Annotated in this window: 25 protein-coding genes; 14 read left to right on the forward strand and 11 right to left on the reverse strand. The window is 74.0% G+C overall.

Features of this window, described 5'->3' with window-relative positions:
* Positions 1 to 194: 194 nt before the first annotated feature.
* Positions 195 to 863 (forward strand): GntR family transcriptional regulator, encoded by a 669-nt coding sequence (locus PSD17_RS13070; protein WP_013673244.1) that lies wholly within the window; start codon positions 195 to 197, stop codon positions 861 to 863.
* Between the two features lie 3 nt (positions 864 to 866).
* Positions 867 to 1877, forward strand: coding sequence for a 1-aminocyclopropane-1-carboxylate deaminase (locus PSD17_RS13075; protein WP_339122772.1), 1011 nt, complete (start codon positions 867 to 869; stop codon positions 1875 to 1877).
* A gap of 173 nt (positions 1878 to 2050) precedes the next feature.
* On the opposite strand, the gene PSD17_RS13080 is transcribed toward PSD17_RS13075, so the two are convergent.
* Both PSD17_RS13080 and PSD17_RS13085 read right to left on the reverse strand, forming a co-directional pair.
* Complete coding sequence (locus tag PSD17_RS13080; protein WP_339122773.1) at positions 2051 to 2890, reverse strand: chromosome partitioning protein ParB; 840 nt, start codon at positions 2888 to 2890, stop codon at positions 2051 to 2053.
* Positions 2891 to 2894: 4 nt separating this feature from the next.
* Positions 2895 to 3542 carry a metallophosphoesterase family protein gene (locus tag PSD17_RS13085; RefSeq protein WP_103380390.1) on the reverse strand — a complete coding sequence of 216 codons (648 nt, stop codon included), beginning with the start codon at positions 3540 to 3542 and terminating at the stop codon, positions 2895 to 2897.
* A 66-nt stretch (positions 3543 to 3608) separates the two neighbouring features.
* Here PSD17_RS13085 and PSD17_RS13090 point away from each other — a divergent pair, with 66 nt between their 5' ends.
* Positions 3609 to 4403 carry a class I SAM-dependent methyltransferase gene (locus tag PSD17_RS13090; protein WP_013673249.1) on the forward strand — a complete coding sequence of 265 codons (795 nt, stop codon included), beginning with the start codon at positions 3609 to 3611 and terminating at the stop codon, positions 4401 to 4403.
* On the opposite strand, the gene PSD17_RS13095 is transcribed toward PSD17_RS13090, so the two are convergent.
* Together PSD17_RS13095 and corA are read right to left on the reverse strand one after the other, a co-directional pair.
* Positions 4404 to 5396 carry a DUF5914 domain-containing protein gene (locus PSD17_RS13095; protein WP_103380389.1) on the reverse strand — a complete coding sequence of 331 codons (993 nt, stop codon included), beginning with the start codon at positions 5394 to 5396 and terminating at the stop codon, positions 4404 to 4406. It abuts the gene before it with no gap.
* Between the two features lie 18 nt (positions 5397 to 5414).
* Positions 5415 to 6518 carry a magnesium/cobalt transporter CorA gene (gene corA, locus PSD17_RS13100; protein ID WP_013673251.1) on the reverse strand — a complete coding sequence of 368 codons (1104 nt, stop codon included), beginning with the start codon at positions 6516 to 6518 and terminating at the stop codon, positions 5415 to 5417.
* A gap of 292 nt (positions 6519 to 6810) precedes the next feature.
* Here corA and PSD17_RS13105 point away from each other — a divergent pair, with 292 nt between their 5' ends.
* Entirely contained in the window at positions 6811 to 7329 is a 519-nt protein-coding gene (locus PSD17_RS13105) for a MaoC family dehydratase (RefSeq protein ID WP_325051295.1), read from the forward strand.
* A 13-nt stretch (positions 7330 to 7342) separates the two neighbouring features.
* Here the strand turns inward: PSD17_RS13105 and PSD17_RS13110 are convergent, their stop codons facing one another.
* Positions 7343 to 7738: an NUDIX hydrolase gene (locus PSD17_RS13110; RefSeq protein WP_013673253.1), complete on the reverse strand. Its 396-nt coding sequence runs from the start codon at positions 7736 to 7738 to the stop codon at positions 7343 to 7345.
* A gap of 101 nt (positions 7739 to 7839) precedes the next feature.
* On the opposite strand from PSD17_RS13110, the gene PSD17_RS13115 reads away from it, so the two are divergent.
* The 5 genes from PSD17_RS13115 to PSD17_RS13135 are packed head-to-tail and all read left to right on the forward strand — an operon-like array spanning position 7840 to position 10678.
* Entirely contained in the window at positions 7840 to 7998 is a 159-nt protein-coding gene (locus PSD17_RS13115; RefSeq protein ID WP_013673254.1) for a hypothetical protein, read from the forward strand.
* 4 nt (positions 7999 to 8002) lie between these two features.
* On the forward strand, positions 8003 to 8539 hold the full coding sequence (locus PSD17_RS13120) for a PH domain-containing protein (protein WP_013673255.1): 537 nt from the start codon (positions 8003 to 8005) through the stop codon (positions 8537 to 8539).
* A 51-nt stretch (positions 8540 to 8590) separates the two neighbouring features.
* The gene (locus PSD17_RS13125; RefSeq protein ID WP_103380388.1) at positions 8591 to 9454 is read left to right on the forward strand and encodes a PHP domain-containing protein; all 864 of its coding nucleotides are present in this window, start codon (positions 8591 to 8593) and stop codon (positions 9452 to 9454) included.
* Positions 9455 to 9497: 43 nt separating this feature from the next.
* Positions 9498 to 10388 carry a RecB family exonuclease gene (locus PSD17_RS13130; RefSeq protein WP_013673257.1) on the forward strand — a complete coding sequence of 297 codons (891 nt, stop codon included), beginning with the start codon at positions 9498 to 9500 and terminating at the stop codon, positions 10386 to 10388.
* Entirely contained in the window at positions 10385 to 10678 is a 294-nt protein-coding gene (locus PSD17_RS13135) for a hypothetical protein (protein ID WP_339122774.1), read from the forward strand. The genes PSD17_RS13130 and PSD17_RS13135 overlap by 4 nt, the downstream gene beginning before the upstream one ends.
* A 46-nt stretch (positions 10679 to 10724) precedes the next feature.
* On the opposite strand, the gene PSD17_RS13140 is transcribed toward PSD17_RS13135, so the two are convergent.
* Together PSD17_RS13140 and PSD17_RS13145 are read right to left on the reverse strand one after the other, a co-directional pair.
* Positions 10725 to 11978 carry an Rv3212 family protein gene (locus tag PSD17_RS13140; protein WP_428835519.1) on the reverse strand — a complete coding sequence of 418 codons (1254 nt, stop codon included), beginning with the start codon at positions 11976 to 11978 and terminating at the stop codon, positions 10725 to 10727.
* Positions 11979 to 11981: 3 nt separating this feature from the next.
* Complete coding sequence (locus PSD17_RS13145; protein WP_339122776.1) at positions 11982 to 13832, reverse strand: DEAD/DEAH box helicase; 1851 nt, start codon at positions 13830 to 13832, stop codon at positions 11982 to 11984.
* A 276-nt stretch (positions 13833 to 14108) separates the two neighbouring features.
* On the opposite strand from PSD17_RS13145, the gene PSD17_RS13150 reads away from it, so the two are divergent.
* Positions 14109 to 14768 (forward strand): ferritin-like fold-containing protein, encoded by a 660-nt coding sequence (locus tag PSD17_RS13150; RefSeq protein ID WP_013673261.1) that lies wholly within the window; start codon positions 14109 to 14111, stop codon positions 14766 to 14768.
* A gap of 161 nt (positions 14769 to 14929) precedes the next feature.
* Entirely contained in the window at positions 14930 to 15160 is a 231-nt protein-coding gene (locus tag PSD17_RS13155) for a DUF3107 domain-containing protein (protein WP_013673262.1), read from the forward strand.
* Between the two features lie 63 nt (positions 15161 to 15223).
* On the opposite strand, the gene PSD17_RS13160 is transcribed toward PSD17_RS13155, so the two are convergent.
* From PSD17_RS13160 to PSD17_RS13175, 4 genes are all read right to left on the reverse strand, one after another.
* Entirely contained in the window at positions 15224 to 17164 is a 1941-nt protein-coding gene (locus PSD17_RS13160) for a YhgE/Pip domain-containing protein (RefSeq protein ID WP_339122777.1), read from the reverse strand.
* A 30-nt stretch (positions 17165 to 17194) separates the two neighbouring features.
* Complete coding sequence (locus PSD17_RS13165) at positions 17195 to 17869, reverse strand: ATP-binding cassette domain-containing protein (protein ID WP_013673264.1); 675 nt, start codon at positions 17867 to 17869, stop codon at positions 17195 to 17197.
* Between the two features lie 61 nt (positions 17870 to 17930).
* On the reverse strand, positions 17931 to 18239 hold the full coding sequence (locus PSD17_RS13170) for a DUF4873 domain-containing protein (protein WP_013673265.1): 309 nt from the start codon (positions 18237 to 18239) through the stop codon (positions 17931 to 17933).
* The gene (locus tag PSD17_RS13175; protein WP_339122778.1) at positions 18236 to 18979 is read right to left on the reverse strand and encodes a TetR/AcrR family transcriptional regulator; all 744 of its coding nucleotides are present in this window, start codon (positions 18977 to 18979) and stop codon (positions 18236 to 18238) included. Before PSD17_RS13175 ends, PSD17_RS13170 begins: the two co-directional genes overlap by 4 nt.
* A gap of 128 nt (positions 18980 to 19107) precedes the next feature.
* Here PSD17_RS13175 and PSD17_RS13180 point away from each other — a divergent pair, with 128 nt between their 5' ends.
* From PSD17_RS13180 to PSD17_RS13190, 3 genes are read left to right on the forward strand one after another with little or no spacing between them, the layout of a single operon-like run.
* Positions 19108 to 20013, forward strand: a complete 906-nt coding sequence (locus tag PSD17_RS13180; protein ID WP_339122779.1) for an SDR family NAD(P)-dependent oxidoreductase — start codon at positions 19108 to 19110, stop codon at positions 20011 to 20013.
* Positions 20010 to 20909, forward strand: coding sequence for an AurF N-oxygenase family protein (locus tag PSD17_RS13185; protein WP_013673268.1), 900 nt, complete (start codon positions 20010 to 20012; stop codon positions 20907 to 20909). Before PSD17_RS13180 ends, PSD17_RS13185 begins: the two co-directional genes overlap by 4 nt.
* Entirely contained in the window at positions 20906 to 21808 is a 903-nt protein-coding gene (locus PSD17_RS13190) for an alpha/beta fold hydrolase (RefSeq protein WP_339122780.1), read from the forward strand. The genes PSD17_RS13185 and PSD17_RS13190 overlap by 4 nt, the downstream gene beginning before the upstream one ends.
* Positions 21809 to 21825 lie beyond the last annotated feature (17 nt).

The raw sequence follows: 21825 nt of genomic DNA on the forward strand, positions 1-21825 counted from the left end.
CTGGTTCGCCGCTGGTTCTGCAGGAACGGCACTTTCCCGCAACCCGGTTGCGGGAAAGTGCCGTTCCTGCATTCGGGGCGGGCGGGTGCGGACGTGTCGTGAGCGCTCGGCCGACGCGCTGGTGGCACGTTCGGCAGTGAGCAGAGATGCGGTGGGGTTGACGGACCGGCGGTGTGCAGTGTGCAATATTTCGCATGCCGGTTCCCGCCCGTGATGGTGTGCTCGCGACGTCGCTGCTGCGCGACCGTGCCTACACCGCGATCCGCGACGCCATCGTCGACGGCACGCTCGCGCCGGGGGAGCGGCTTCTCGACGCGGAGCTGTCCGAATGGCTCGGCGTGAGCCGCACCCCGATCCGGGAGGCGCTCGGGCGTCTCGAACGGTCCGGGCTGGTGCTGACCAGGCCGGGGCACTCGACGGTCGTCAGCCCCGTCCGGGCCCGCGAGACGGCCGCGGCGCAGTCGGTCGTCGCCGCGATGCACGAGCTCGCGGTGCGCGAGGCCGTGCCCCTGCTGTCGGCGTCGGACCTCGACACCATGCACGCCGCCAACGCCCGGTTCGCCGCCGCCCTGCGCGCCGACGACGTGGACGCCGCCGTGGCCGCCGACGACGACTTCCACGAGGTCGCGGTCGCGGCCTCGGGCAACGCGGCGGTCCGCGCGGTGCTCGACCAGTTCGGTCCCGTGCTGCGCCGCGTCGAACGGATGCGCTTCGGCTCGCTCGCCGGTCGCGGCTCCGTCGCCCAGCACGACCGGATCGTCGCGCTCTGTGCCGCCGGGGACGTCGAGGGTGCCGCGGCGGCCGCCCGGGAGAACTGGCAGACCCTCGCCCTGCTCACCGACGTCTCCGACACGGAGGACTGACCCATGGCCCTGTCCGACTTCCCCCGCCATCCGCTGCTGTTCGGACCGAGCCCGGTGCATCCGCTCGAGCGCCTGACCGCGCACCTCGGCGGCGCCTCGATCTGGGCCAAGCGCGAGGACTGCAACTCCGGCCTCGCATACGGCGGCAACAAGACCCGCAAGCTCGAGTACCTCGTCCCGGACGCGCTGGCGGCGGGTGCGACGCACCTCGTCTCCATCGGCGGGGTGCAGTCCAACCACACCAGGCAGGTCGCGGCCGTCGCGGCCAAACTGGGGCTGAAGGCGCGGCTCGTGCAGGAGAGCTGGGTCGACTGGCCCGACTCCGTGAACGACCGCGTCGGCAACATCCTGTTGTCGCGCATCATGGGTGCGGAGGTCGAGCTGGTCGAGGCGGGGTTCGGCATCGGGTTCAAGTCCAGCTGGGAACAGGCGCTGGAGGACGTCCGCTCCCAGGGCGGGGTGCCCTACGCGATCCCCGCCGGCGCCTCGGACCACCCGCTGGGTGGGCTCGGGTTCGCCGGCTGGGCCGACGAGGTCGCGGCGCAGGAGCAGGAGCTGGGCGTCTTCTTCGACACGATCGTCGTCTGCAGCGTCACGGGGTCGACGCAGGCCGGCATGATCGCCGGCTTCGCGGGCCAGGACCGGCCGCGTCGCGTCCTCGGGATCGACGCGTCGGCGAAGCTCGACGAGACCCGCGCGCAGGTCGCGAAGATCGCCCACGACACCGCGGCGACGATCGGGCTGGGCCGCGACCTGCGCGACGACGAGATCGTGGTGCTCGAGGGCTGGGCGGGCGACGAGTACGGCGTCCCGGTGCAGTCGACGCTCGACGCCATCCGGCTCACCGGCGCGCTCGAGGGCGTCATCCTCGACCCGGTCTACGAGGGCAAGTCCATGGCCGCGCTGATCGACCTCGTGCGGTCCGGCGAGATCGGCAAGGACTCCACGGTCCTGTACGCCCACCTCGGCGGCCAGCCCGCGCTCAACGCCTACAGTGCCCTGTTCCGCTCCTGACACCGGGCCGCCGACGCCGGGCGCAATCTGAGCGTCGTCTCCCGAGCGCCGGGCAGCGGTGAGGTTGCGGCCGACTACTCGAGCGCAACCTGGGCGTCGTGGGCCGGGCGTCGGACAGCAGTCAGGTTGCGCCCGGGTGGGGTCCGGCCGGTCGGGCGGGTCCGAAGGGGCGATCAGTTGCCGGGGTCGGCGCGCAGGCGGGCGACGACCTCGTCGTCCCACCGGTGCGTGCGCATCAGCCGGTAGCGCTGGCAGGCGAGCTGCAGGTACGCCTCGGCGTCGGTGCGGTCGCCGATCAGGTCGGCCTGCCGGAGCATGCGCACGACGGGGAGGAACTCCTCGGACCACCAGCGTCGGGCGACGGTGGCGCGGTCGAGGTAGCGGTTCTCGTGCTGCATGAGCCGGAAACCCCAGGCCTCGACGGTCTCCGACAGCTCCGCGTAGCTCCACGGGTCGCGCACGACGATCGAGTCGAGCGCCGCCCCGGTCAGCGGGACCCGCTCCAGGAACACCCGGCGCAGGTCCTTGATGATGAGGTCGCCGCGGTGCACGACGCCGTCGGGGGCGAGCTTCGTCGTCACCTCGGTGACCCGGGCCTCGATCGACCGCAGTCCGAGCGCGTGCGCGACCGACACCCGGTGGTGGCCGTCGCGGACGAAGTGCAGCCCGCCGACGCGGTAGACGTCGATCGGCGGGATCGTCTCGCCACGCCGCTGCGCCCGGGCCAGCCGTTCCCAGCGCTCCCGGGTGCGCTGGTTGCGGGGGCGGAAGTGGCGGTCGAAGTCGTGCGTGCGGTCGACCGAGCCGACGATCGAGTCGAGGTCGATCACGCGCAGCCCCAGCCGCCGTTCGCCGGTGCGGCCCAGCGCGTCGACGACCTCGTCGAACGGCAGGATCTCCGAGACGTCGTCGGGTTCGCGGCGCAGCCACGTCGCGAGCCGGGAGAGCACCGCCCGGCGGCGGGCCCGCAGGAAGTCGTACTCGGCGTCGACCTGCCCGAATCCCGTCTCCATACCCTCAGAGCTCCAGGATCTTCCGGCCGACGACGTTGACCACCCGCGTCGCGCCGATCCGCCGGTCGGGGACCCGTTCGCCGTGCGGGTGGATGTGCCCGTGCAGCAGCACCCGCGGGCGCAGCGCGGCGACGACGTCGTGCAGGCACTCGAAGCCGTGGTGCGGGCCGTCCTCGCGGTCGCCGCAGGCCCGGGGCGGGGCGTGGGTGAGGAGCACGTCGACGCCCCGCCCGTCGCGACGCTGCAGCCGGCGGGCGCCCCGCACGAGCCGGCGGGCCCGTCGTGCCTGCTGCGCCTGGGTCCACTGGTTGGGCCCGTGCCGATAGCGGACGGACCCGCCGAGGCCGGCGATGCGCAGGCCGGCGACGTCCACGACCCGGCTGTCGGCGTCGACGAAGCCGGCGGGCCCCGGCCAGGGACAGGGATGCCCGGCACGGGTCCACATGCCGCGGTGCTGGCGGTAGCCGGAGAGGTCGACGTCGTGGTTGCCGGGCACGAGCACGCCGGGGCGGTCGGTGCGGTCGCAGAGTTCGGCGAGGTAGTCGAACGGCAGGTCCCCGGCCGCGACGACGACGTCCACGCCGAGCCGCCGGACCGCGTCGGTGCGCAGACCGGCGACCTCCTCGTCGCTGACCGCAAGGGCTCTGACCATCGATCCACAGCGTAGAGGCGGCGCGTCCGGCTTGGGCGGCGCACGCGGGTGCGTCAGGATGCGAGCGTGCCCGGAACCGAGAAGGTGGACCCGACGTCGGTCCCCCGCGCGTTCGACGAGCACGCGCGCAGCTACGACAAGCTCGTCGGGTCCAATCCCGGGTACCACGAGCACCTCCGGCTCTCCGCCCGCCGGATGGGCCTCGGCCGCGGTGCCGGGCTGCGGCTGCTCGACCTGGGCTGCGGCACCGGTGCGTCGACGGCCGCGCTGCTCGACGCCGCGCCCGGGGCCCAGGTCACGGCGGTCGACGCGTCGGCGGAGATGCTGGCGCAGGCCAGGCGCAAGAACTGGCCGCCGGGGGTGCGGTTCGTGCACTCGCGGCTCGAGGACCTCGACCGCGTCGGCGTCACCGGCCCGTTCGACGGCATCCTCGCCGCGTATCTCGTGCGCAACCTGCGCGACCGCGACGCCGGTCTCGCCCGGATGTACGACCTGCTCGCCCCCGGGGCACCCCTTGCGGTGCACGAGTACTCGGTGCGCGACTCGTTCCGCAGCCGGCTGAAGTGGAACCTGGTGTGCGGCATGGTGATCATCCCGCTGGGCACGCTGCGCACCGGCTCCTCGGACCTCTACCGCTACCTGCGCCGCAGCGTGCTGGCGTTCGACGGGGTCGAGACGTTCACCGGGCGCATGTCGGCCGCGGGCTTCGAGGACATCCGGGTGCAGACGATGGACGGCTGGCAGACCCACGTCGTGCACACGTTCCTGGGCCGTCGACCCGGACCGCCCGCAGACGACCCGCTGCTCGACCCCGAGGTCGCGGAGATCGAGACCCCGCCGGAGGGCGTGCCCGCGGTCTAGCTAGCCGCGCGTCCCGGCGCGTCCCGTCCGGACGGCGTAGCGGCGCTCGGCGTAGTCCATGTCGTCGCGCCAGAGCCTGCGCGCCGTGCGCTCCATCAGCGGACGGACGGCTCCCGCGACCCGGCGGACGTGCCGGAACCCGGCCCGGTCGGACGTCGCGATCGTGGCCTCGATCATCGCCGTGCGGGGCAGCCCGTCGGGGCCGGGGCGCAGGGGCGTCGCGTGGGTCTCGACGACGCTGCCCGTGCCCTCGCCGTCGACGATCTCCATGGTGACGGTGCGCGGGTCGGGGCAGGTGAACGCGGCGTGCACGGGGACCCCGAGTCCTCGCGAGACCCGGAACGTCACCTCGACGAGAAAGCGGTCCTCGGTGGGCGGGCAGTCGCGCGGGGGCGCCGAGAGGACGCGCAGCGACGCGAACGAGTACGGGTGCAGCCACGCGCCGTGCCAGGGATCGAGCCGGTTGGCGACGACGTCCTGCGGCTCGCACCGTCCGACGACGGTCGCGACCGCGGCCATGCCGGCCCCCCGTGGCGGCCGCGGCCCCAGCACCGGGGCGTCGGTGGGCGGCTCGCCGTCGAGCCGCACCCAGGCCAGCACGCCGTCGTCGTACACCGGGTAGGTGCGCCAGTTGGGCCGGCCCTCCGGCGGCAGGGCCAGGCCGTGCCAGCGGCAGACGAGCGCGCCGTCGTGCACGGGGGCGTCGCACAGTGCGGCACCGAGGTGCGGGCAGGCCCCGGGGCCGGCGTGCAGGACGCCGTCGGCGGACCGCCAGGCGACGACCTCACGGCCGGCCACGACGCGCCCGAACGCCCGGCGAGCGGTGATCTCGCGGGCGGCGGCCAGCACGAACCAGCCGCCCGCCGGCCGCTCCTGCGCGCGGCGCAGCGCGGCGTCGATCAGCGCGGGAGCGGCCTCACGCCAGGCCGGGTCCTGCTGCGACCAGGCCGGCGTGCGCAGCCTGCGCAGCGGGTTGCGCGGACGATCCGTCACCCCCGCGAGGCTAGCGCTCTACAGCCAGCCGTTCTTCCTGAAGTTGCGGTAGAGCCCACCGCAGATCAGCGCGATGAGCACGATGACCAGCGGATATCCGAGACGCCAGTGCAGCTCGGGCATGAAGTCGAAGTTCATGCCGTAGATGCCCGCGATCATCGTCGGCACGGAGATCAGCCCCGCGTACGCGGTGATCTTCCGCATGTCGTTGTTCTGCCGCATGCTGATCCGGGCGAGCATCGCGTCGACCAGCGTCGTCAGGATCTCGTTGAAGCCCGCGACGCGCTCGGCGACGGTCGAGAGGTGGTCGTCGACGTTGCGGAAGTACGACCGGACCTCGTGCGGCACGAGCGACGAGTAGCCCTCCGTGAGCTTGCGCATCGGCGCCACGAGCGGCGTCACCGCCCGGCGCAGCTCCAGCACCTCGCGCTTCATGACGTAGATCTGTTCGGCGTCCATCGTCGAACGCGGGGTGAAGACCTCGGCCTCCATCTCGTCGATGTCGTCCTCGATGGCCTCGGTGACCTCGAGGTAGCTGTCGACGACGTGGTCGGCGATGGCGTGCAGCACCGACGCGGGCCCCAGCGCCAGCTGCTCGGCGTCGGACTCCAGCTTGTGCCGCACCTCGCGCAGCCCGGAGTGCCGGCCGTGCCGGACGGTGATCACGAAGTCGCGGCCCACGAAGACCATCACCTCGCCGGTCTCGACGAGCTCGTTGGCCGTCTTCGGCTCGGCGTGGCCGACGTAGCAGACCGTCTTGAGCACCATGAACAGCGTGTCGTCGTAGCGCTCGAGCTTGGGCCGCTGGTGGGCGTTGACGGCGTCCTCGACGGCGAGCTCGTGCAGCCCGAACGTCTCGGCGATGCCGTTGATCTGCTCGTCGGACGGCTCGTGCAGGCCGATCCAGACGAATCCGTCGCCGCGCCTGCGGACCTCCTCGATGGCCGCGTCGTGCGCCCACCGGCCGGGGAGGCGTCCGCCGTCGACGTAGACCGCGCAGTCGACGACGTAGGCCGACATCGGGACCCGCAGCTTCTTCGGCAGCGTCGTGGGCGCCCGGCCGTTGAGCCGGTTGCGCGCGCTCGCGCGGATGACGGGGCGGATCGAGGACAGCGGCGGCATGGGGACCTCCAGGCCTGGCAAGGCGCAGGGCCGTGTCGCGGTCGATCGTCGACCGGCGACGCCCTGTACGGGAACACGACGCGTCTCGCGTCCCTGCACGGGCCTGCGGCAGCTGCTCAGCCTGCGGCGGACCACCTCGCGGGGACGCGGCAACTACTGCAACCGGGTGCCGTCGGCACCGCGCCCACCTCCTTCTTCGCTGCTCCGTCGGTGTGACGAAGGCGGCCGGCCGAGGCCGGTCGATCCCGCTGGACCACGGGTTAGATTACCCCGTCCACCAGGTGACTCGTTGATGGAGGCGAAGACGTTGCAGTTCGGTCGGTACTTCGAGGAATTCGAGGTCGGGGCTGTCTACAAGCACTGGCCGGGCAAAACAGTCACCGAGTACGACGACCACCTGTTCTGTCTCATCACGATGAACCACCATCCGCTGCACATGGACGTGCACTACGCCGAGGAGACCACCGACTTCGGCAAGAACGTCGTCGTCGGCAACTACATCTACTCGCTGCTGCTGGGCATGTCCGTGGCCGACGTCTCGGGCAAGGCCATCGCGAATCTCGAGGTCGAGTCCCTCAAGCACACGAAGCCGACCTTCCACGGCGACACCATCTACGGCGAGACGCGGGTCCTGGACAAGACGGAGTCGAAGTCCAAGGACGACCGTGGGGTCGTCTACGTCGAGACCATCGGCTACAAGCAGGACGGCACCGTCGTCTGTACGTTCCGGCGCAAGGTGATGGTCCCCAAGCGCTCCTACGGCGACACCCGCGGCGGCGAGCAGCCCGGCCGCCCCGCCCCGCAGGTCTGATCGGCGTCCGATCTCAGCGGGGCAGCACGCCCCAGGCGCCGAGTGTCTCGGTGAGCCCGTCGACGAGCGGCAGTGCCGCGTAGCCGGCGGCATCGACCCAGCGGACGTCGGCCGCGTCGTCACCGGCACGCAGCGTCCCGCCGACGACCGTGCACCGGTAGTCGGCGATGTCGAACGGGCCCCGGACCACCCGGCCGACGAGCGGGCCGGGCTCCACGACGAGCCCGGTCTCCTCGGCCAGCTCGCGGACCACCGCGTCCGCGTCGGTCTCCCCGGGCTCCACCCGGCCTCCCGGGACCGACCACAGGCCGGCACCCGGGTCGTTGACACGTTGCACCAGGAGCAACCTGCCGTGGTCGTCGTGGACGATTGCACCCACACAGGGCACGTGTCGGCTACCCTCGGTCATCGATTGACACGGTACGCTGCCCGGGTGGCCGGTTCCTCGACGACCGGGGTGCCGGTAGAAACGATCAAGTCAGCGTCAACTCGTGCCGGATCGGGGTCCTGGTGAACGTCAAGAAGATCGTCGGCATTCTTGCGATCGCTCTCGTGATCTTCTTCGTCATCACGTCGCCGTCCGCGGCGGCCGGCTTCCTGTCGAACCTCGGGAGCATCCTCAACAACGCCGCGACGTCGGTCATCTCGTTCTTCCAGCAGCTGTTCTGATCCCGTGCTGGCACCCCGCGAGATCGACGAGTACCTGCTCCCCACCGAGCGCAGGGTCATCCGGGTGCGTCAGCACTGGGCGGTGATGACCAAGCACATCCTGCAGACGGGGCTGTTCCTCGCCCTGATGCTGGTCATCCAGCTCAACATGCCCAAGAGCGTCATCCTCGACAACCTGACGTTCTACCTCGCGCTCGTCGCCCTGCTGCGGTTCACCGTCCTCACGATGCTGTGGTGGATCGAGCGGATCGTCATCACCGACAAGCGGGTCATGCTCGCGCAGGGGATCATCGTCCACAACGTCGGCATGATGCCGCTGGGCAAGGTCACCGACCTGACGTTCCGGCGCACGCTCGCCGGGCGCACGCTGGGCTACGGGACGATGGTCGTCGAGTCCGCCGGCCAGATCCAGGCGCTCAACAAGATCGACTACATGCCGCGCCCGGAGGAGATCTACGAGGCCCTCTCCGAGCTCGTGTTCGGTGAGAAGGGCAAGACCCGCGCCACGGGCATGCTGTCGAAGCCCCGCTGGCGGCGCTGAGGGTCCCGGGTGGTGGGGGCGGCGCCGCGGCACGCGGGTTAACGTCCGGTCGTGCCCCGCATCGACCTGCACGCCCACTCCACCGCCTCCGACGGCACCGACACGCCCGAGGAGCTGGTCGCGACGGCGGCGGCCGCGGGCGTCGACGTCCTGGCCATCACCGACCACGACACGACCGGCGGCTGGGCGCGGGCCGTCGCCGCGCTGCCCGCCGGGATGCGGCTGGTCCGCGGTGCGGAGTTCTCGTGCGTCTCCGACGACGGGCGCGGTGGCCGGGTGGCCGTGCACCTGCTCGGCTACCTGTTCGACCCCGCACACCCGGCGGTCGCGGCCGAGCAGGAACGGCTGCGCGGTGAGCGGACGCAGCGGCTGCGTGCCATGACCGCGAAGATGGCCGCGGCGGGCTATCCCGTCGACACCGAGCAGGTCTTCGCGCTGCTGCCCGAGGGCGCGAGTGCGGGCCGGCCGCACCTCGCGCGCGCGCTGGTCGCGGCGGGCGTCGTCGCCTCGGTCGACCAGGCGTTCGCCGAGCTGCTCTACACCGGCAGCCCGTACTACGTCCCGAAGGCCGACACGCCCGTCCGCCGGGCCGTCGAGATGATCCGGGACGCCGGTGGGGTCAGCGTCTTCGCCCATCCGCTGGCCCGCAGCCGTGGGCGGGTCGTCGAGCCGTCGGTGATCGCGGAGCTGGCGGGCGCCGGGCTGACCGGTGTCGAGGTCGACCACCGCGACCACAGCCCGCAGGACCGGGCGCTGCTGCGGGGGCTCGCGGCCGAGACCGGGCTGCTCACGACGGGCTCCAGCGACTACCACGGCACGAACAAGACCATCCCCATCGCGGCCGAGACGACCGATCCCGAGCAGTTCGAGGCGCTGCTCGCGAAGGCCGACGGCGTCGAGCTCGTGACGGGCTGAGCCCGCATCCGGGTCCGCGGGCCCGGCCGCTACCGTGGCGGCCATGGGTGCGGACGCGGGCCAGCTCGGGTTCGACCTGGGCGTCGACGTCCGGCCGCTGCCGCGGGTCACCCCGGCCCGGCTGGCCACGTGGGAGACCTGCCCGCGCCGGTTCCGGATGGGCTACCTGGACCGGCCGCCGCCGGCCCGCGGCGGCGCCTGGGCCCACCACACGCTCGGCGCCGTCGTGCACCTGGCGTTGCGGGCGCTGTTCGCGCTGCCGGCCCGGGCGCGCACGCCCGCCGCCGCGGCCGACCTGCTCGACCGGAACTGGTCGTCGGAGGGGTTCCGCGACGCCGCGCAGGCCGGCCGCTACCGGCGCGCCGCGCGGGGCTGGCTCGCGAGCTACGTCGTCGACCACGAGCTGGGCGACACCGCGTCGGATCCGGCGGGCGTCGAGCGCTGGGTGTCCGAGACCGTCGGCGGCGGCGCGTCGCGGCTCGTCGTCGAGGGGCGGGTCGACCGCATCGACACCCGAGCGGGCGAGGCGGTGGTCGTCGACTACAAGACCGGGCGGCACGTGCCCACCGACGACGACGCCCGTACGGCCCGTGCCCTCGCCCTCTACGCCGCCGCCACCGGCGCTGCCCTGCACCGGCCGTGCCGGCGCGTCGAGCTGCACCACGTGCCGACGGGCGACGTCGCGGTCTGGGAGCACGACGCCGCGTCGATGCGCGGGCACCTCGACGCCGCGCACGCGCTCGCCGCCGAGGCCGACGCCGCCGCGCAGGCGCTCGCCGACGGCGGCGACCCGGAGACGCTGTTCCCACCGCGCCCGTCGCCGTCCTGCGCGACCTGCGACGTCCGGCGGCACTGCCCCGAGGGCCGGGCCGCCGTCGCGTCACCGCAGCCCTGGGCGTTCCTGCGCGACCTGCCGGAGGAGGGCGTCGCGTGACCGGGCCCGGTGTCGCGGCGTCCGGGCGCCGGCTGCGCGGGCTGTCCGGCATCCTCGCGGGCGGGCTGGTGGCGCTGTTCGTCGTGCTGCTCGTCGGCTGGGCGGTGACCACGCGCACCGGCTCGCCGGGTCCCGGGACGGGGATGCTCGTCGGGCACGGGGTAGCGGCCGTGGTCGGCGTCGTCGCGCAGGTCACGGCCGACCGCAGGCGCGACCGGATCGGGCTCCTGGCGTCGCTGCTGGTCCTCGCCGTCGCCGTCGCGGTGCTCTGCGGCTACTGGCTCTTCTGAGCCGTTCTCACGGCAGGCCCGCGACGACCGGTTCCTCCCGGCCGGATCAGCGCGCCGGGGTGAGCGCGACCAGCTCGGGGCCGCGCTGTTCGAGCAGGACCGACCCGGCCACGCCCGGGACCACCGGCCCCGTCCAGCTGCCGCGGTCGACCGGGATGGTCCGGCCGACGGCGCCCGTCGCCGGGTTCACGACCTGCAGCCCTCCGCGCACCGGCACGAGGACGCTGTCGCCGTAGCGGACGGCGGGTCCGGAGGTGTCGGGCAGCGTCCAGGCCGGGGTCAGGTCGCTGCGGTCGATCGCGACCGTCGCCGAGCCCGTCCACCAGTAGATGTGCTGGTTGTCCGACGTCGTGCGGGCGACGCCGCCGGGCGGGTCGGCCGCGAGGTCGGCGTCCGGGACCGGGACCGCGAACGTCGAGACCAGATTGCCCTGTCCGTCGACGACCTCCAGCCGCGCCGGCGCGGGCCGCGCGACGGCCACCCGGTCGCCGGAGGCGGCGACGACCTGGCCGTGCGGGCCGGGCTGGGGCTGCGAGAAGACCACCGAGGGGGTGGTGGCGTCGGACCCGCCGTCGGGGGCGACGACCGTCAGCCGGTCGTCGCTCTCACCGGGGCAGCGTTCGAGCACCGCCAGCCGGCCCTGCGTGACGGCGAACGACCCGAAGTCGCAGTCGGGCCGCGGCTGCCGGCCGGGCTGGTCCGGGGTGACGACGGTCCCGTACTCGGTCGTCTTCACCAGGTCCGACCGCACGACCTGCACGTAGTTCGCCCCGGTGATCGCGACGAGCGTGCCGGTGTCGAGCAGCCTGGTGCCCGGCAGGGCGTCGGGGTTGCTCTGTGCGCGCCGGGCGCCGGACGACGGCGCCAGCACCGTCAACTCGCTGCACGCGGTGGCGTCGTGGTTGCGGTACAGGGCCATGACCTCGCCGAACCCGCTGCCGGCCGTGCACAGCTGCGCGGTGCGGGTGTAGCTCCAGTGCGCGGTGCCCGTGGTGGCGTCGCGGCCGGTGACGGCGCCGCCGTCGGCCGTGACGACCGCGGGCCCGACGACCAGCGGTGCCGACGTCGCGGCGCTCGGTTCCCGCCAGGCCTGCGTGAACCCGGCCGGCACCGTCGCGGCCGACGAGGGCGGCTGCGGGAACGTCCCCGGCGCCGCCGTGACCGACTCGGTCGTGGCCGCGGCGCTGGAGCGCCAGTACAGCACCCCGCCGCCGAGGACCACGACCGCCAGCACGACGGCGACGATCACGTCGGCCCGGGTCCGCCGCTCAGGACGGACCGGGCTCCGCGCGCGCAGCACCGATCAGCTTGCAGCGGCGTCCGGAACGGACTCGCCGCCCGAGGCCTCCGGGGCGGAGGAACCCGTGGCGCCCGAGCGCCGGCCACCGCGGCGGCGACGGCGGCGCGGCCTGGCCGCCTCGCCCTCGGCGCCGTCCGGCCCGGACGAGGGTGCGATCCCGGTGGGCGCGCCCTCGGCCGGCTGGGCGGGCGCGGCCGCGTCGACGCTGACCCCGCCGCGGGTGCGGGTCCGGGCGCGGGAGGCCTTCCGGGGACGCCGGGCGCCCTCGTCGCGGTTGCGCCTGCGGCCGGCACCCTGGTGGTCGCCCTCGGTGTCGACGTACTCGGCCGAGAGCCCCGCGCGGGTCCGCTTGGACAGCGGGAGCCGGCCGGTCGCGTCGGTCGGGATGTCGAGGTCGGTGTAGAGGTGGTCGGACGTCGAGTAGGTCTCGACGGGCTCGTCGATGCCCAGGCCCAGCTCGTCGGACACGAGCTTCCACCGCGGCATCTCGTCCCAGTCGACGAGGGTGACCGCCACGCCCTCCTTGCCGGCGCGGCCCGTGCGGCCGATCCGGTGGACGTAGGTCTTCGCGTCCTCGGGGCACTGGTAGTTGATCACGTGGGTCACGTCGGTGACGTCGATGCCGCGCGCGGCGACGTCGGTGGCGACCAGCACGTCGACCTTGCCGGAGCGGAACGCGCGCAATGCCTGCTCGCGGGCACCCTGGCCGAGGTCACCGTGCACGGCCGCGGCGGCGAACCCGCGCTCGGCGAGGTCGTCGGCGACACGCTGGACGGTGCGCTTGGTGCGGGCGAAGATCATCGTCAGGCCCCGGTCCTTGGCCTGCAGGACCCGGGTGAGCAGCTCGACCTTGTCCATCGCGTGGGCGCGGTAGACGTGCTGCTTCGTGCGCTCGTGGATGGAGCCCTGGTCGGACTCCTCGGCGCGGATGTGCGTCGGACGGTTCAGGAAGGCCCGCGACAGCGCGATGATCGGGCCCGGCATCGTGGCCGAGAACAGCATCGTCTGGCGCTCCTCGGGGAGCATGCGCAGGATGCGCTCGACGTCGGGCAGGAAGCCCAGGTCGAGCATCTCGTCGGCCTCGTCGAGGACCAGCACGCCGACGCGACCCAGCGCGAGGTGCCGCTGCTCGGCGAGGTCGAGCAGCCGGCCCGGGGTGCCGACGACCACGTCGACACCCTTGCGCAGCGCGTTGAGCTGGGGCTCGTAGGCCCGGCCGCCGTAGATCGCCGTGACCCGGATGCCCAGGTCGCGACCCGCGTCGGTGAGGTCCTGGGCGACCTGGACGCACAGCTCGCGCGTCGGCACCACGACGAGCGCCTGCGGCACGTCCTTGGTGCGGTCGGCCGCCTCGCCCTCGGCGGTGGCGGCGGGCCGCTCGGCCGGCGGGACGATCCGCTGCAGCAGCGGGACGCCGAAGCCGAGGGTCTTGCCGGTGCCCGTACGGGCCTGGCCGATCAGGTCCTCGCCGGCCAGGGCCAGCGGCAGCGTGAGCTCCTGGATGGCGAACGTGCGCTCGATGCCGACCTCGGCGAGTGCCGAGACGATCTCGGGACGGACGCCGAGCTCGGCGAAGGTGGGGGAGTCCGCGCGGACGGGTGCGCCCGCCTGCAGCGGGTGCGCCTCTTCGGCCTGCTCGGCCCCGTTCAGCTCGGGGGCGGTGCCGGTGTCGTCGATCTCGGCGCCGTGGTTCTCGGCGCCGTGGTTCTCGGTGGTGATGTCGTCGTTCGTGTCGTCGCTAGTGACGGACAGGGGGATCGCCTCTCTCCGCGCACAGGAGCCGTTCTCGGTTCGTCGACCACCGGCGTCGGGACGCTCGGGCGGGAGAACCGGACGAGGCGCTGCACGCACCATGTCGTCGATGGATCGGCTCCGCTTGTGGAGCCGGCTCCGCCGGGTCGGGGCGCGCGCCCGGGAAAGGTTGGAAAACGTCGTGCAGGGCGCTGCGCTGGCCTCATCATACCTGCTGGAGTGCTGCCGGGGGGAAGCCGGACACGCCGAGCGCGACGTGACACTTGCCGCTGCCCGGCCCGACGGGCTCCGCGGGGAGTCGTGCGAGCTGCGGAACCCGTGCGCGCCTTGCGGACACTAGGCTTCGGACCATGGTGAGGCGCATGGCGGGCGTGGCCCATGGCTGAGACGTCCGGCGCGGTACCGGCCCAGGCGACGATCGACCTGCTCGGGGTGCTGGCCTACGGCGAGCTGTCCGCGTTCGACCGGCTGGCCGAGGACGCCCGCACCGCGCCGACCCTCGCGGGGCGGGCCGCGCTGTCGGCGATGGCTGCGGCCGAGATGGGGCACTACAAGCTGCTCGAGGAGTACCTCGTCGGGCACGGGGTGGCCGTGGAGGAGGCGATGGCGCCGTTCGTCGCGCCGTTCGACTCCTACAACACGACGACCGCGCCCCGGACCTGGCTGGAGTCGCTGGTCAAAGCCTACGTCGGCGACGGGCTGGCCGCCGACTTCTACCGCGAGGTCGCCGGCTGGGTCGATCCCGCGACGAGCGAGCTGGTCCGCCGGGTGCTGGCCGACACCGGGCACAGCGCCTTCGCCGAACGCGAGGTCAAGGCCGCCTGCGCGCAGAACCGGCAGGTGCGCGACCGGCTCGCGCTGTGGGGCAGGCGGCTGCTCGGGGAGGCGGTCACCCAGGCCCAGCACATCGTCGCCGAGCGCGACGAGCTGGCCGACTTCATCGTCCGCGGCTCCGGCGACCTGGCCGGGATCGCCGCGTTGATCAAGCGGGTGCAGTCCAACCACGGCAAGCGCATGGCGAACCTCGGGCTCAACTGAGACTCGCTGGCGGGACCCGCTACCGGGACCCGCTGTTCGCCCTGGGCGGACGTGCCGCCGCCGCCGCGGCCGCGGGGCTCGACTAGCCTGGGTCGCATCGATCCCGTGGGGCCCTTCCCACGGGAATGCGGCAACGACGACACGTGACCTGGAGGTCTCCGGTGGAGGTCAAGATCGGCATCGCGGAGAGCCCGCGGGAGCTCGTGGTGTCCAGCGACCAGACCCCGGACGAGGTCGAGCAGCTGGTACGCGACGCGCTGAAGTCCGACGACGGGCTCGTGAGCCTGACCGACGACAAGGGCAACCGATTCGTCGTGCCCGCCGCGCGCATCTCCTACATCGAGATCGCGCCGGCCGACGTGCGCAAGGTGGGTTTCGCCGTCGGCGGCTGACCCTCGGATCCCGCACCCGGGCCCGGCAGGCGCGTCCTGCCGGGCCCGCGGTGTCTCCGCAGTTCAGAGGGCGAGTTCGGGCTTGAGCTCCGGCAGCGACCAGCGCCGACGGCGAGCGGTGCCCAGGACCGTGAGCGCGAGTGTGACGACGAGGAAGCCGCCCAGCACCAGCAGGTCCCGGGCCAGGTGGGCGCCGGAGCCGCCGGACAGGGTCACACGCAGGCCGTCGACCAGGTACGACATCGGCAGCACCGGGTGCAGCGCCCGGAACGGCGCGGGCAGCGTCTCGACGGGGTAGATCCCGCCGCACGTCGTCAGCTGCAGGACGAGCAGCACCAGGATCACCGCGCTCGCGATCCCACCGAGCCAGACGCGCAGCATGTGGGCGACGGCGATGAACGTCGTCGTGCCGAGCGCGAGCAGGCCGAGCGTGCCGCCGAGATGCGCCGGGTCGAGCCCCATCCCGAGATCGACCACCAGGTACAGCAGCGCCGCGGCCACCAGCGCCATCGCGAGCGGCGGCAGGAACCCCGCCAGCGCGACGACGGGCGTCGGGAGCGCACTCGCCCGGGCCCGCGCCGACAGCGGCTCCAGCAGCAGGAACGCGACGATCCCGAAGACCCACATCGCGATCGCGAAGAACAGCGGTGCGATGCCGCGGCCGTAGACGACGGCGGGGTTGAGGTTCGTCGTCGTGACCGCGACCGGGGAGGCGAGCGTCGAGGCGTCGCGCCGCTTCTGGTCGTCGGAGAGCACGGGGAGCTCCCCGATCGCGGACGACAGTCCCGTCGCGAGCTGGTCGGCGCCGGTGGCGAGCCGGTCGGTCCCGGCAGCGAGGGTGCGGGCGCCGTCGGCGGCCGAGGTGAGGCCGGTGCGGAGCTGGTCGGCGCCCGTCGCGACAGCCGCGGCGCCGTCGGCGAGTGCCTGGACGTCGGCCGCGGCCTGACGGGCCCGCGCCTGCAGCTGTGGTGCGTCGGCGGCGAGGGCCGCCGCGCCGTTCGCGACGGTCGTCGCCACGTCACGGACCTGGCCCGCCCTCGTCGCGACGTCGCCGGTCGCCGTGGCCGCGCGGCCCGCCGCGGCCTGGGCCGCCCGGAACGCGGGCTCGTCGGCGAGGCCGGGGTCGGCCGCGGCGAGCGCGGTGAGGGAGGCCTGCACGGAGTCCGTCCCGCCCGCGACGGTCGACGCCGCGTCCGCGGCCCGGGTGGCGAGGTCCTTCGCCCGGTTCGCGGCGTCGGGGGCGCTCGTCGCGACGTCGGGGATCGCGTCGGCGACCCGGTTCGCCAGCGGCACGACGGCGTCGGCGATCCGCGCGTCGCCGTCGGCGACCTGGTGCGCGCCGGTCGCGAGCCGGTCGGCGCCCGCCTGCAGCGAGCCGAGGCCGTCGGCCAGCGCGGACGCACCGTCACGGGCCTGGCCGGCACCGTCGCGCAGGGCGTTCGCGCCGTCGGCGGCCTGGGTGATGCCCGCGCGCAGCCGGTCGAGGTTGCCGAAGACGGACTCGAAGTAGGCCGCGACCGCCGCGGCGTCGATGCGGTTCTGGAGCTCGGACTGCACGGTCTGGGCCATCTTCCCGACGACGTAGCCGTTCGCGTCGTTGAGCACGATCGACATCGAGGCCTGCCGTGGCGTGCCCGACGCCCCGCTCGCGAGGTCGGCGCTGAAGTCCTCGGGGACATCGATCTCGAAGTAGTAGTCGCCCTCGCGGACCCCGCGGTCGGCCTCGGCGGCGTCGACGAACCGCCAGTCGAAGATCGGGTCGGCCCTGAGCTGGTCGACGAACAACCCGCCCGCGTCGACGGTGCGGCCCTCGACCACGACCGGTGCGTCGGCGTTCACGACGGCGACGGGGATGCTGTCGAGGCGGTTGTACGGGTCCCAGTTCGACCACAGGTACAGCGCGCCGTAGAGCAGCGGTACGCACACGGCGAACACGAGCGCGATGCGCTGCAGCGGGGTGCGGAACCGGGCGAGCTCGAAGGCGGCGAGGCGGAACGCGGTCACGACGTACTCCCGATCACGACGTACTCCCGGTCAGGGCTTCTCGTGGCGGCCGCCGCCGGTGGCGACGGGGCTGCTCCGGACGAGCCCGTCCGTGCCCACGGCCAGGGTGGCGGTGGCGTACGGCAGCGGATCGTGGCTCGTCGTGACGAGGGCCGTCCCGGCGTCGGCGAGGGCCCGCAGCGCTGCGCCGACGCGCTCGAGGTCGTCGGCGCCCAGCCCGTGGTCGACGTCGTCGGCCGCGACCAGGTCCGGCTCGCCGAGCGCGGCGAGGGCGACGGCCAGCAGTACCGCCTCGACGCGGGGCAGGTCGGCCACGTGGGTGGAGCGGTCGAGCGCGAGGCCGACCAGCGCGGCGGCGTCGTCGAGGGAGCGCGGGGCGGGCCCGAGCAGCAGCCGTTCCCGTTCGTGGGCGCCGACGGTCAGCTCCGGCTCGAGCGCGACCGCGCCGCCGGTCGGGGCGAGCGCGGCACGGCGGCGCAGCCCGGGGCCGTCGGTCCGGCCGGCGACGGCGAGCTCGCCGGAGGACACCCGGGCCCGCCCGCACAGCGCGAGCAGCAGCATCGTGCGACCGCTGCCGGCGGGGCCGTGCACGCTCAGCAGCCCGCCGCGCGGCAGGGACACGTCGATCCCCTCGAACACCCGCCCGTGCCGCGTCGCGAGCGTCACCCCGCGGGCGACGAGCACCGGCTGCCCCACCTCCGACATGCGCGAATCCTCCCGTGCGGGCCCCCGGCCCGCAGGGTGTCGCGCGCGTGTCGGCGCAGGCTCAGTCGTCCAGGTGCACGGCCGGGACGCCGAACGGCGGGGTGCCGACGCCGGAGACCCGGTAGCGGCCCCAGGCGTCGACGTCCCCGACCCGGGCCGACGACCGGCCGAGGGGCGTCGTGAGCACCGCGTCGGCGGTGCGCGAGCCGAGCGCGTCGGCGAGGTCGTCGCCGGTCAGCCGGCCGAACCAGTGCATCCGGCCGTCGAGGGGCTCGTGGCGCGCGTCGAGCAGCGCCTGCACGGCGAGTTCCCGGCCGCGGACGGTCAGGGTCGCGGGTCCGCGGTAGCCGTCGTGATCGTGGTCGGTCATCGGTTCGCCTCTCCGGCAGCGGGCGGATCGGGGACGGCGCGCAACGACCCTGCGCCGGGGCGGGTGCCCGGACCGGTGCGGTCGCCGTCGTCCGCACCGGTTGACTCGCTCCGGCGGGCGGAACCGTTTCCCGGGAAACGATCACCGGTGGCCCCGTCGAGGGTGCCGGAGATGCCGCCCCAGATCAGGCTCGTCAGGTAGCCGGTGACGGCGGTGCGACTCATCGTCCGGCGCTCCAGCCACCAGTCGCCCGCGCTCTGCACCATGCCGACGAGCCCGTGCGCCCACACCTCGGCGCCGCCGGAGTCGCGACCGGCGGCGCGCAGCCGTTCGCCGATGAGCGATGCGAGCATCCGGGCGATCTGCTCACGGGCGTCGTCGACGAGCTCGGTGCCCGCCTCGCGCTCGACGGGGTTGTGCACGACGAACCGCCACAGCTGCGGCTCCTCCTCGATCCCGGCGAGGAACGCGTCGACGACGGCGGCCACCTGCTCGCGGGGCTCCAGCTCGGCCGACAGCGCCGGGACCATCCGCTGCATGAGCATCCCCACGGCGTGCTCGCCGACGGCGCGCTGCAGGTCGGCGCGGTCGGCGAAGTAGCGGTAGAGCACCGGCTTGGTGATGCCCGCGCGGGCCGCGATCTCGGCGACGGACACCCCGGCCCCGTGCGTGCGGACGGCCTCGACCGCGGCGGTGACCATCTCGTTCCGCCGCCGGGTGCGGCGCTCGTCCCGGCTCACCGGGGGTGCGTCCCGGCCGGTGTGAGGGGACGCGGCAGGGGGTGGCTCCGGGTTGACAGGAGGCTCGCGCTGCGGCACGTTACCAGTGGTAACAGTTACCGGCGGTAACGGCAAGGGAGAGGAGCGGCATGTCACGGAGCGGGTTGTTCCGCGAACGGTCCCGGCCGACGGCGGCGAGCCGCGTGCTGGTCACCGGTGCCGCGGGCGGGTTCGGTGCGCCCACCGCCGACCGGCTGCGCGACCTCGGCGCGCACGTCATCGGCCTGGACCGCGAGGGTGGCGACGGCGTGTTGGCCTGCGACGTCACCGACGACGCGGCCGTCGACCGCGCGGTCGCCGCCGCGGTGGACCGCCTCGGCGGGCTCGACGCCGTCGTCCACTACGCCGGCATCGGCATCCCGAACGACGCGGGCGGGCCTCTCCACCCCGACGCGATGCGCGTCATCGACGTCAACCTGCTCGGCGCGTGGCGGGTCACGGCGGCGGCGCTGCCCGCCCTGCAGGCCTCCCGCGCGCGGCGCGGCGGGGCGAAGGGGCGCATCGTGTTCGTCGCCAGCGAGCTGGCCTACGTCACGCTGCCGTTCGTCTCCGCCTACAGCGTCGCGAAGCGCGGCATGACCGCCTACGCCGACGCCCTGCGCCTCGAGTACGGCACCGAGCTGCACGTCACGACCGTCTACCCGGGCTACGTGCGCACCCCGATCCACGACGCGGGCCGCGAGGTCGGGCTGGCGCTGGAGGGCCAGGTCCGCCGCGAGGAGGTCGACGACATCGTCGGCACCGTCCTGCGCGCCCTGTCCGCCCGGCGCCCGCCGCGCGACACCGCAGGAACCCTCGCCGGCCAGGTCGAGCTGTGGGCGGGCCGGCACGTCCCCGGCCTGGTGACCAGCGGTGTCGTCCGCAGGCTGCGCGCGCAGGCCGAGTCCGGCCACTACGACTCGTCACCGCTGGCCGCGGGCCTGGTGCGCAGGCTGACCGGGCGCGAGGTCCCGGCCACCGCGCCCGCCCGCGACGGAGAGAGGAGCACCCGATGACGACCCCCGCCGCGCGCGTCAAGGACCGGGAGGCCACCGCCGACCGGCTGCTGCGCTCGTCGCTGGACCACTCGTACGAGCCCTCGATCGACATCGACTGGGACGCACCGCTGGTCGACGGCGCCTGGGGCCTGCCCGAGCACCGTGTCTCGCTCTACGGGACCGAGCTGTGGGCCGGCCTGACCGAGGAGCAGCGTCGCACGCTGTCGATCCACGAGGTCGCGAGCATCGCCCGCATCGGCCTGTGGTTCGAGATCATCCTGATGCAGATGCTGCTGCGCTACGCCTACGACCGCGACCCGCGCCGCAGCCACATCCAGTACGCGCTCACCGAGATCGCCGACGAGTGCCGGCACTCGATCATGTTCGCGCGCATGACGGAGCGCTACGGTGTTCCCGACTACGCGCCGCGGCGCGTCACCCATGAGCTCGGCCGGTTGTTCAAGACGATCGGCTACGGCCCGGCGATGTTCGCGGGCACGCTGTTCGTCGAGGAGATCCTCGACCAGCTGCAGCGCGAGGCCATGCGCGACGAGACCGTCCAGCCGCTGACCCGGGCCGTGAACACGATCCACGTGACGGAGGAGGCCCGGCACGTCCGGTACGCCCGCGAGGAGCTGATCCGGATCATGCCCCGGGTCAACGCCGCGCAGAAACAGATCGGGAGGTACCTGTCGGCGCGGATCGCGTTCGTCGTCGCCCGCAACCTCGTCCATCCCGACGTCTACGCCTGCGTGGGCATCGACCCCGAGGTCGGGCGGAAGGCCGCGCTGGCGAACCCGCACCACCAGGAGACACTGCGCTGGTCGGCCCGCAAGCTCGTGCCGTTCCTGCGCGCGCAGGGACTCATCGGTGGCCCCTCGGAGGCGTTGTGGCGCAAGGCGCACCTCGTATGACCGCGGATGCGGACACTGTCGGTGCCGCCGACGGGACGCCCCTGCACATCGAGGAGTCCGGCCCGGCCGACGCCGACGTCACCGTCGTCATGGCCCACGGCTGGACGCTCGACTCCCGCACGTGGGAACCCGTGGCGCGCAGGCTCGACGCGCACGCCCGGGTACTGCGCTACGACCATCGCGGGCACGGCCGGTCCGCACCCGTCGACCCCTCGACGATGACGATCGACCAGCTCGCCGACGACATGGCCGCCGTCGTCGCCGACCGTGCGCCCACGGGCCCGCTCGTGCTCGCCGGGCACTCCATGGGCGGCATGACGATCATGGCGCTGGCCGAGCGGCACCCGTCGCTCGTCGCCGACCGCGTCGCGGGGGTGGCCATGGTGGCCACGGCCAGCGGCGGCCTCACCGAACGCGCCTTCGGGTTGGGACCGCAGGCGCTGGCCCGGGTGACGGCCGCCGAGCAGCGGTTGTACCGCTCGTCGCGCTGGACCCGGCGCGAGCACCTGAGTGCCGTCCCGGCCCTGCTCGCTCCGGGGATCCGGTGGCTGCTGCTGGGGTCGCACCCCGACCGGGCGGCCGTGCGGCTCACCACCCGCGTCCTCGCCGACTGCCGCCCGACGACCGTCTCGGGCTTCCGGCCGACGCTCGACGCCCACGAGCGCGACGCCGCCCTCGCCCGCTTCGCGACCGTCCCGACCACGATCCTGGCCGGGGCACTGGACCGGCTGACGCCGCTGCGGGCGGCCCGTCGGATCCACGAGGGGCTGCCGTCCGCCGAGCTGACGATCTTCCCCGGTGCGGGGCACATGCTGCCCGTCGAGCGGGCCGCGGGGACGGCCGAGCGGATCGCGGGCCTCCTCGACGCCGCGACCCGCCGCGCACACTCGGCCGCCTGAGCCCGCCCGTTCGGCAG

Source organism: Pseudonocardia sp. D17 (genome assembly GCF_036984265.1).
Taxonomy (GTDB): domain Bacteria; phylum Actinomycetota; class Actinomycetes; order Mycobacteriales; family Pseudonocardiaceae; genus Pseudonocardia; species Pseudonocardia benzenivorans.

Coding starts and splice junctions, on each gene's coding strand:
- PSD17_RS13070 (WP_013673244.1), top strand. CDS start 195: ATGCCGGTTCCCGCCCGTGATGGTGTGCTCGCGACGTCGCTGCTGCGC.
- PSD17_RS13075 (WP_339122772.1), top strand. CDS start 867: ATGGCCCTGTCCGACTTCCCCCGCCATCCGCTGCTGTTCGGACCGAGC.
- PSD17_RS13080 (WP_339122773.1), bottom strand. CDS start 2,890: ATGGAGACGGGATTCGGGCAGGTCGACGCCGAGTACGACTTCCTGCGG.
- PSD17_RS13085 (WP_103380390.1), bottom strand. CDS start 3,542: ATGGTCAGAGCCCTTGCGGTCAGCGACGAGGAGGTCGCCGGTCTGCGC.
- corA (WP_013673251.1), bottom strand. CDS start 6,518: ATGCCGCCGCTGTCCTCGATCCGCCCCGTCATCCGCGCGAGCGCGCGC.
- PSD17_RS13105 (WP_325051295.1), top strand. CDS start 6,811: ATGGAGGCGAAGACGTTGCAGTTCGGTCGGTACTTCGAGGAATTCGAG.
- PSD17_RS13110 (WP_013673253.1), bottom strand. CDS start 7,738: ATGACCGAGGGTAGCCGACACGTGCCCTGTGTGGGTGCAATCGTCCAC.
- PSD17_RS13130 (WP_013673257.1), top strand. CDS start 9,498: ATGGGTGCGGACGCGGGCCAGCTCGGGTTCGACCTGGGCGTCGACGTC.
- PSD17_RS13145 (WP_339122776.1), bottom strand. CDS start 13,832: ATGGTGCGTGCAGCGCCTCGTCCGGTTCTCCCGCCCGAGCGTCCCGAC.
- PSD17_RS13150 (WP_013673261.1), top strand. CDS start 14,109: ATGGCTGAGACGTCCGGCGCGGTACCGGCCCAGGCGACGATCGACCTG.
- PSD17_RS13165 (WP_013673264.1), bottom strand. CDS start 17,869: ATGTCGGAGGTGGGGCAGCCGGTGCTCGTCGCCCGCGGGGTGACGCTC.
- PSD17_RS13170 (WP_013673265.1), bottom strand. CDS start 18,239: ATGACCGACCACGATCACGACGGCTACCGCGGACCCGCGACCCTGACC.
- PSD17_RS13180 (WP_339122779.1), top strand. CDS start 19,108: ATGTCACGGAGCGGGTTGTTCCGCGAACGGTCCCGGCCGACGGCGGCG.
- PSD17_RS13185 (WP_013673268.1), top strand. CDS start 20,010: ATGACGACCCCCGCCGCGCGCGTCAAGGACCGGGAGGCCACCGCCGAC.
- PSD17_RS13190 (WP_339122780.1), top strand. CDS start 20,906: ATGACCGCGGATGCGGACACTGTCGGTGCCGCCGACGGGACGCCCCTG.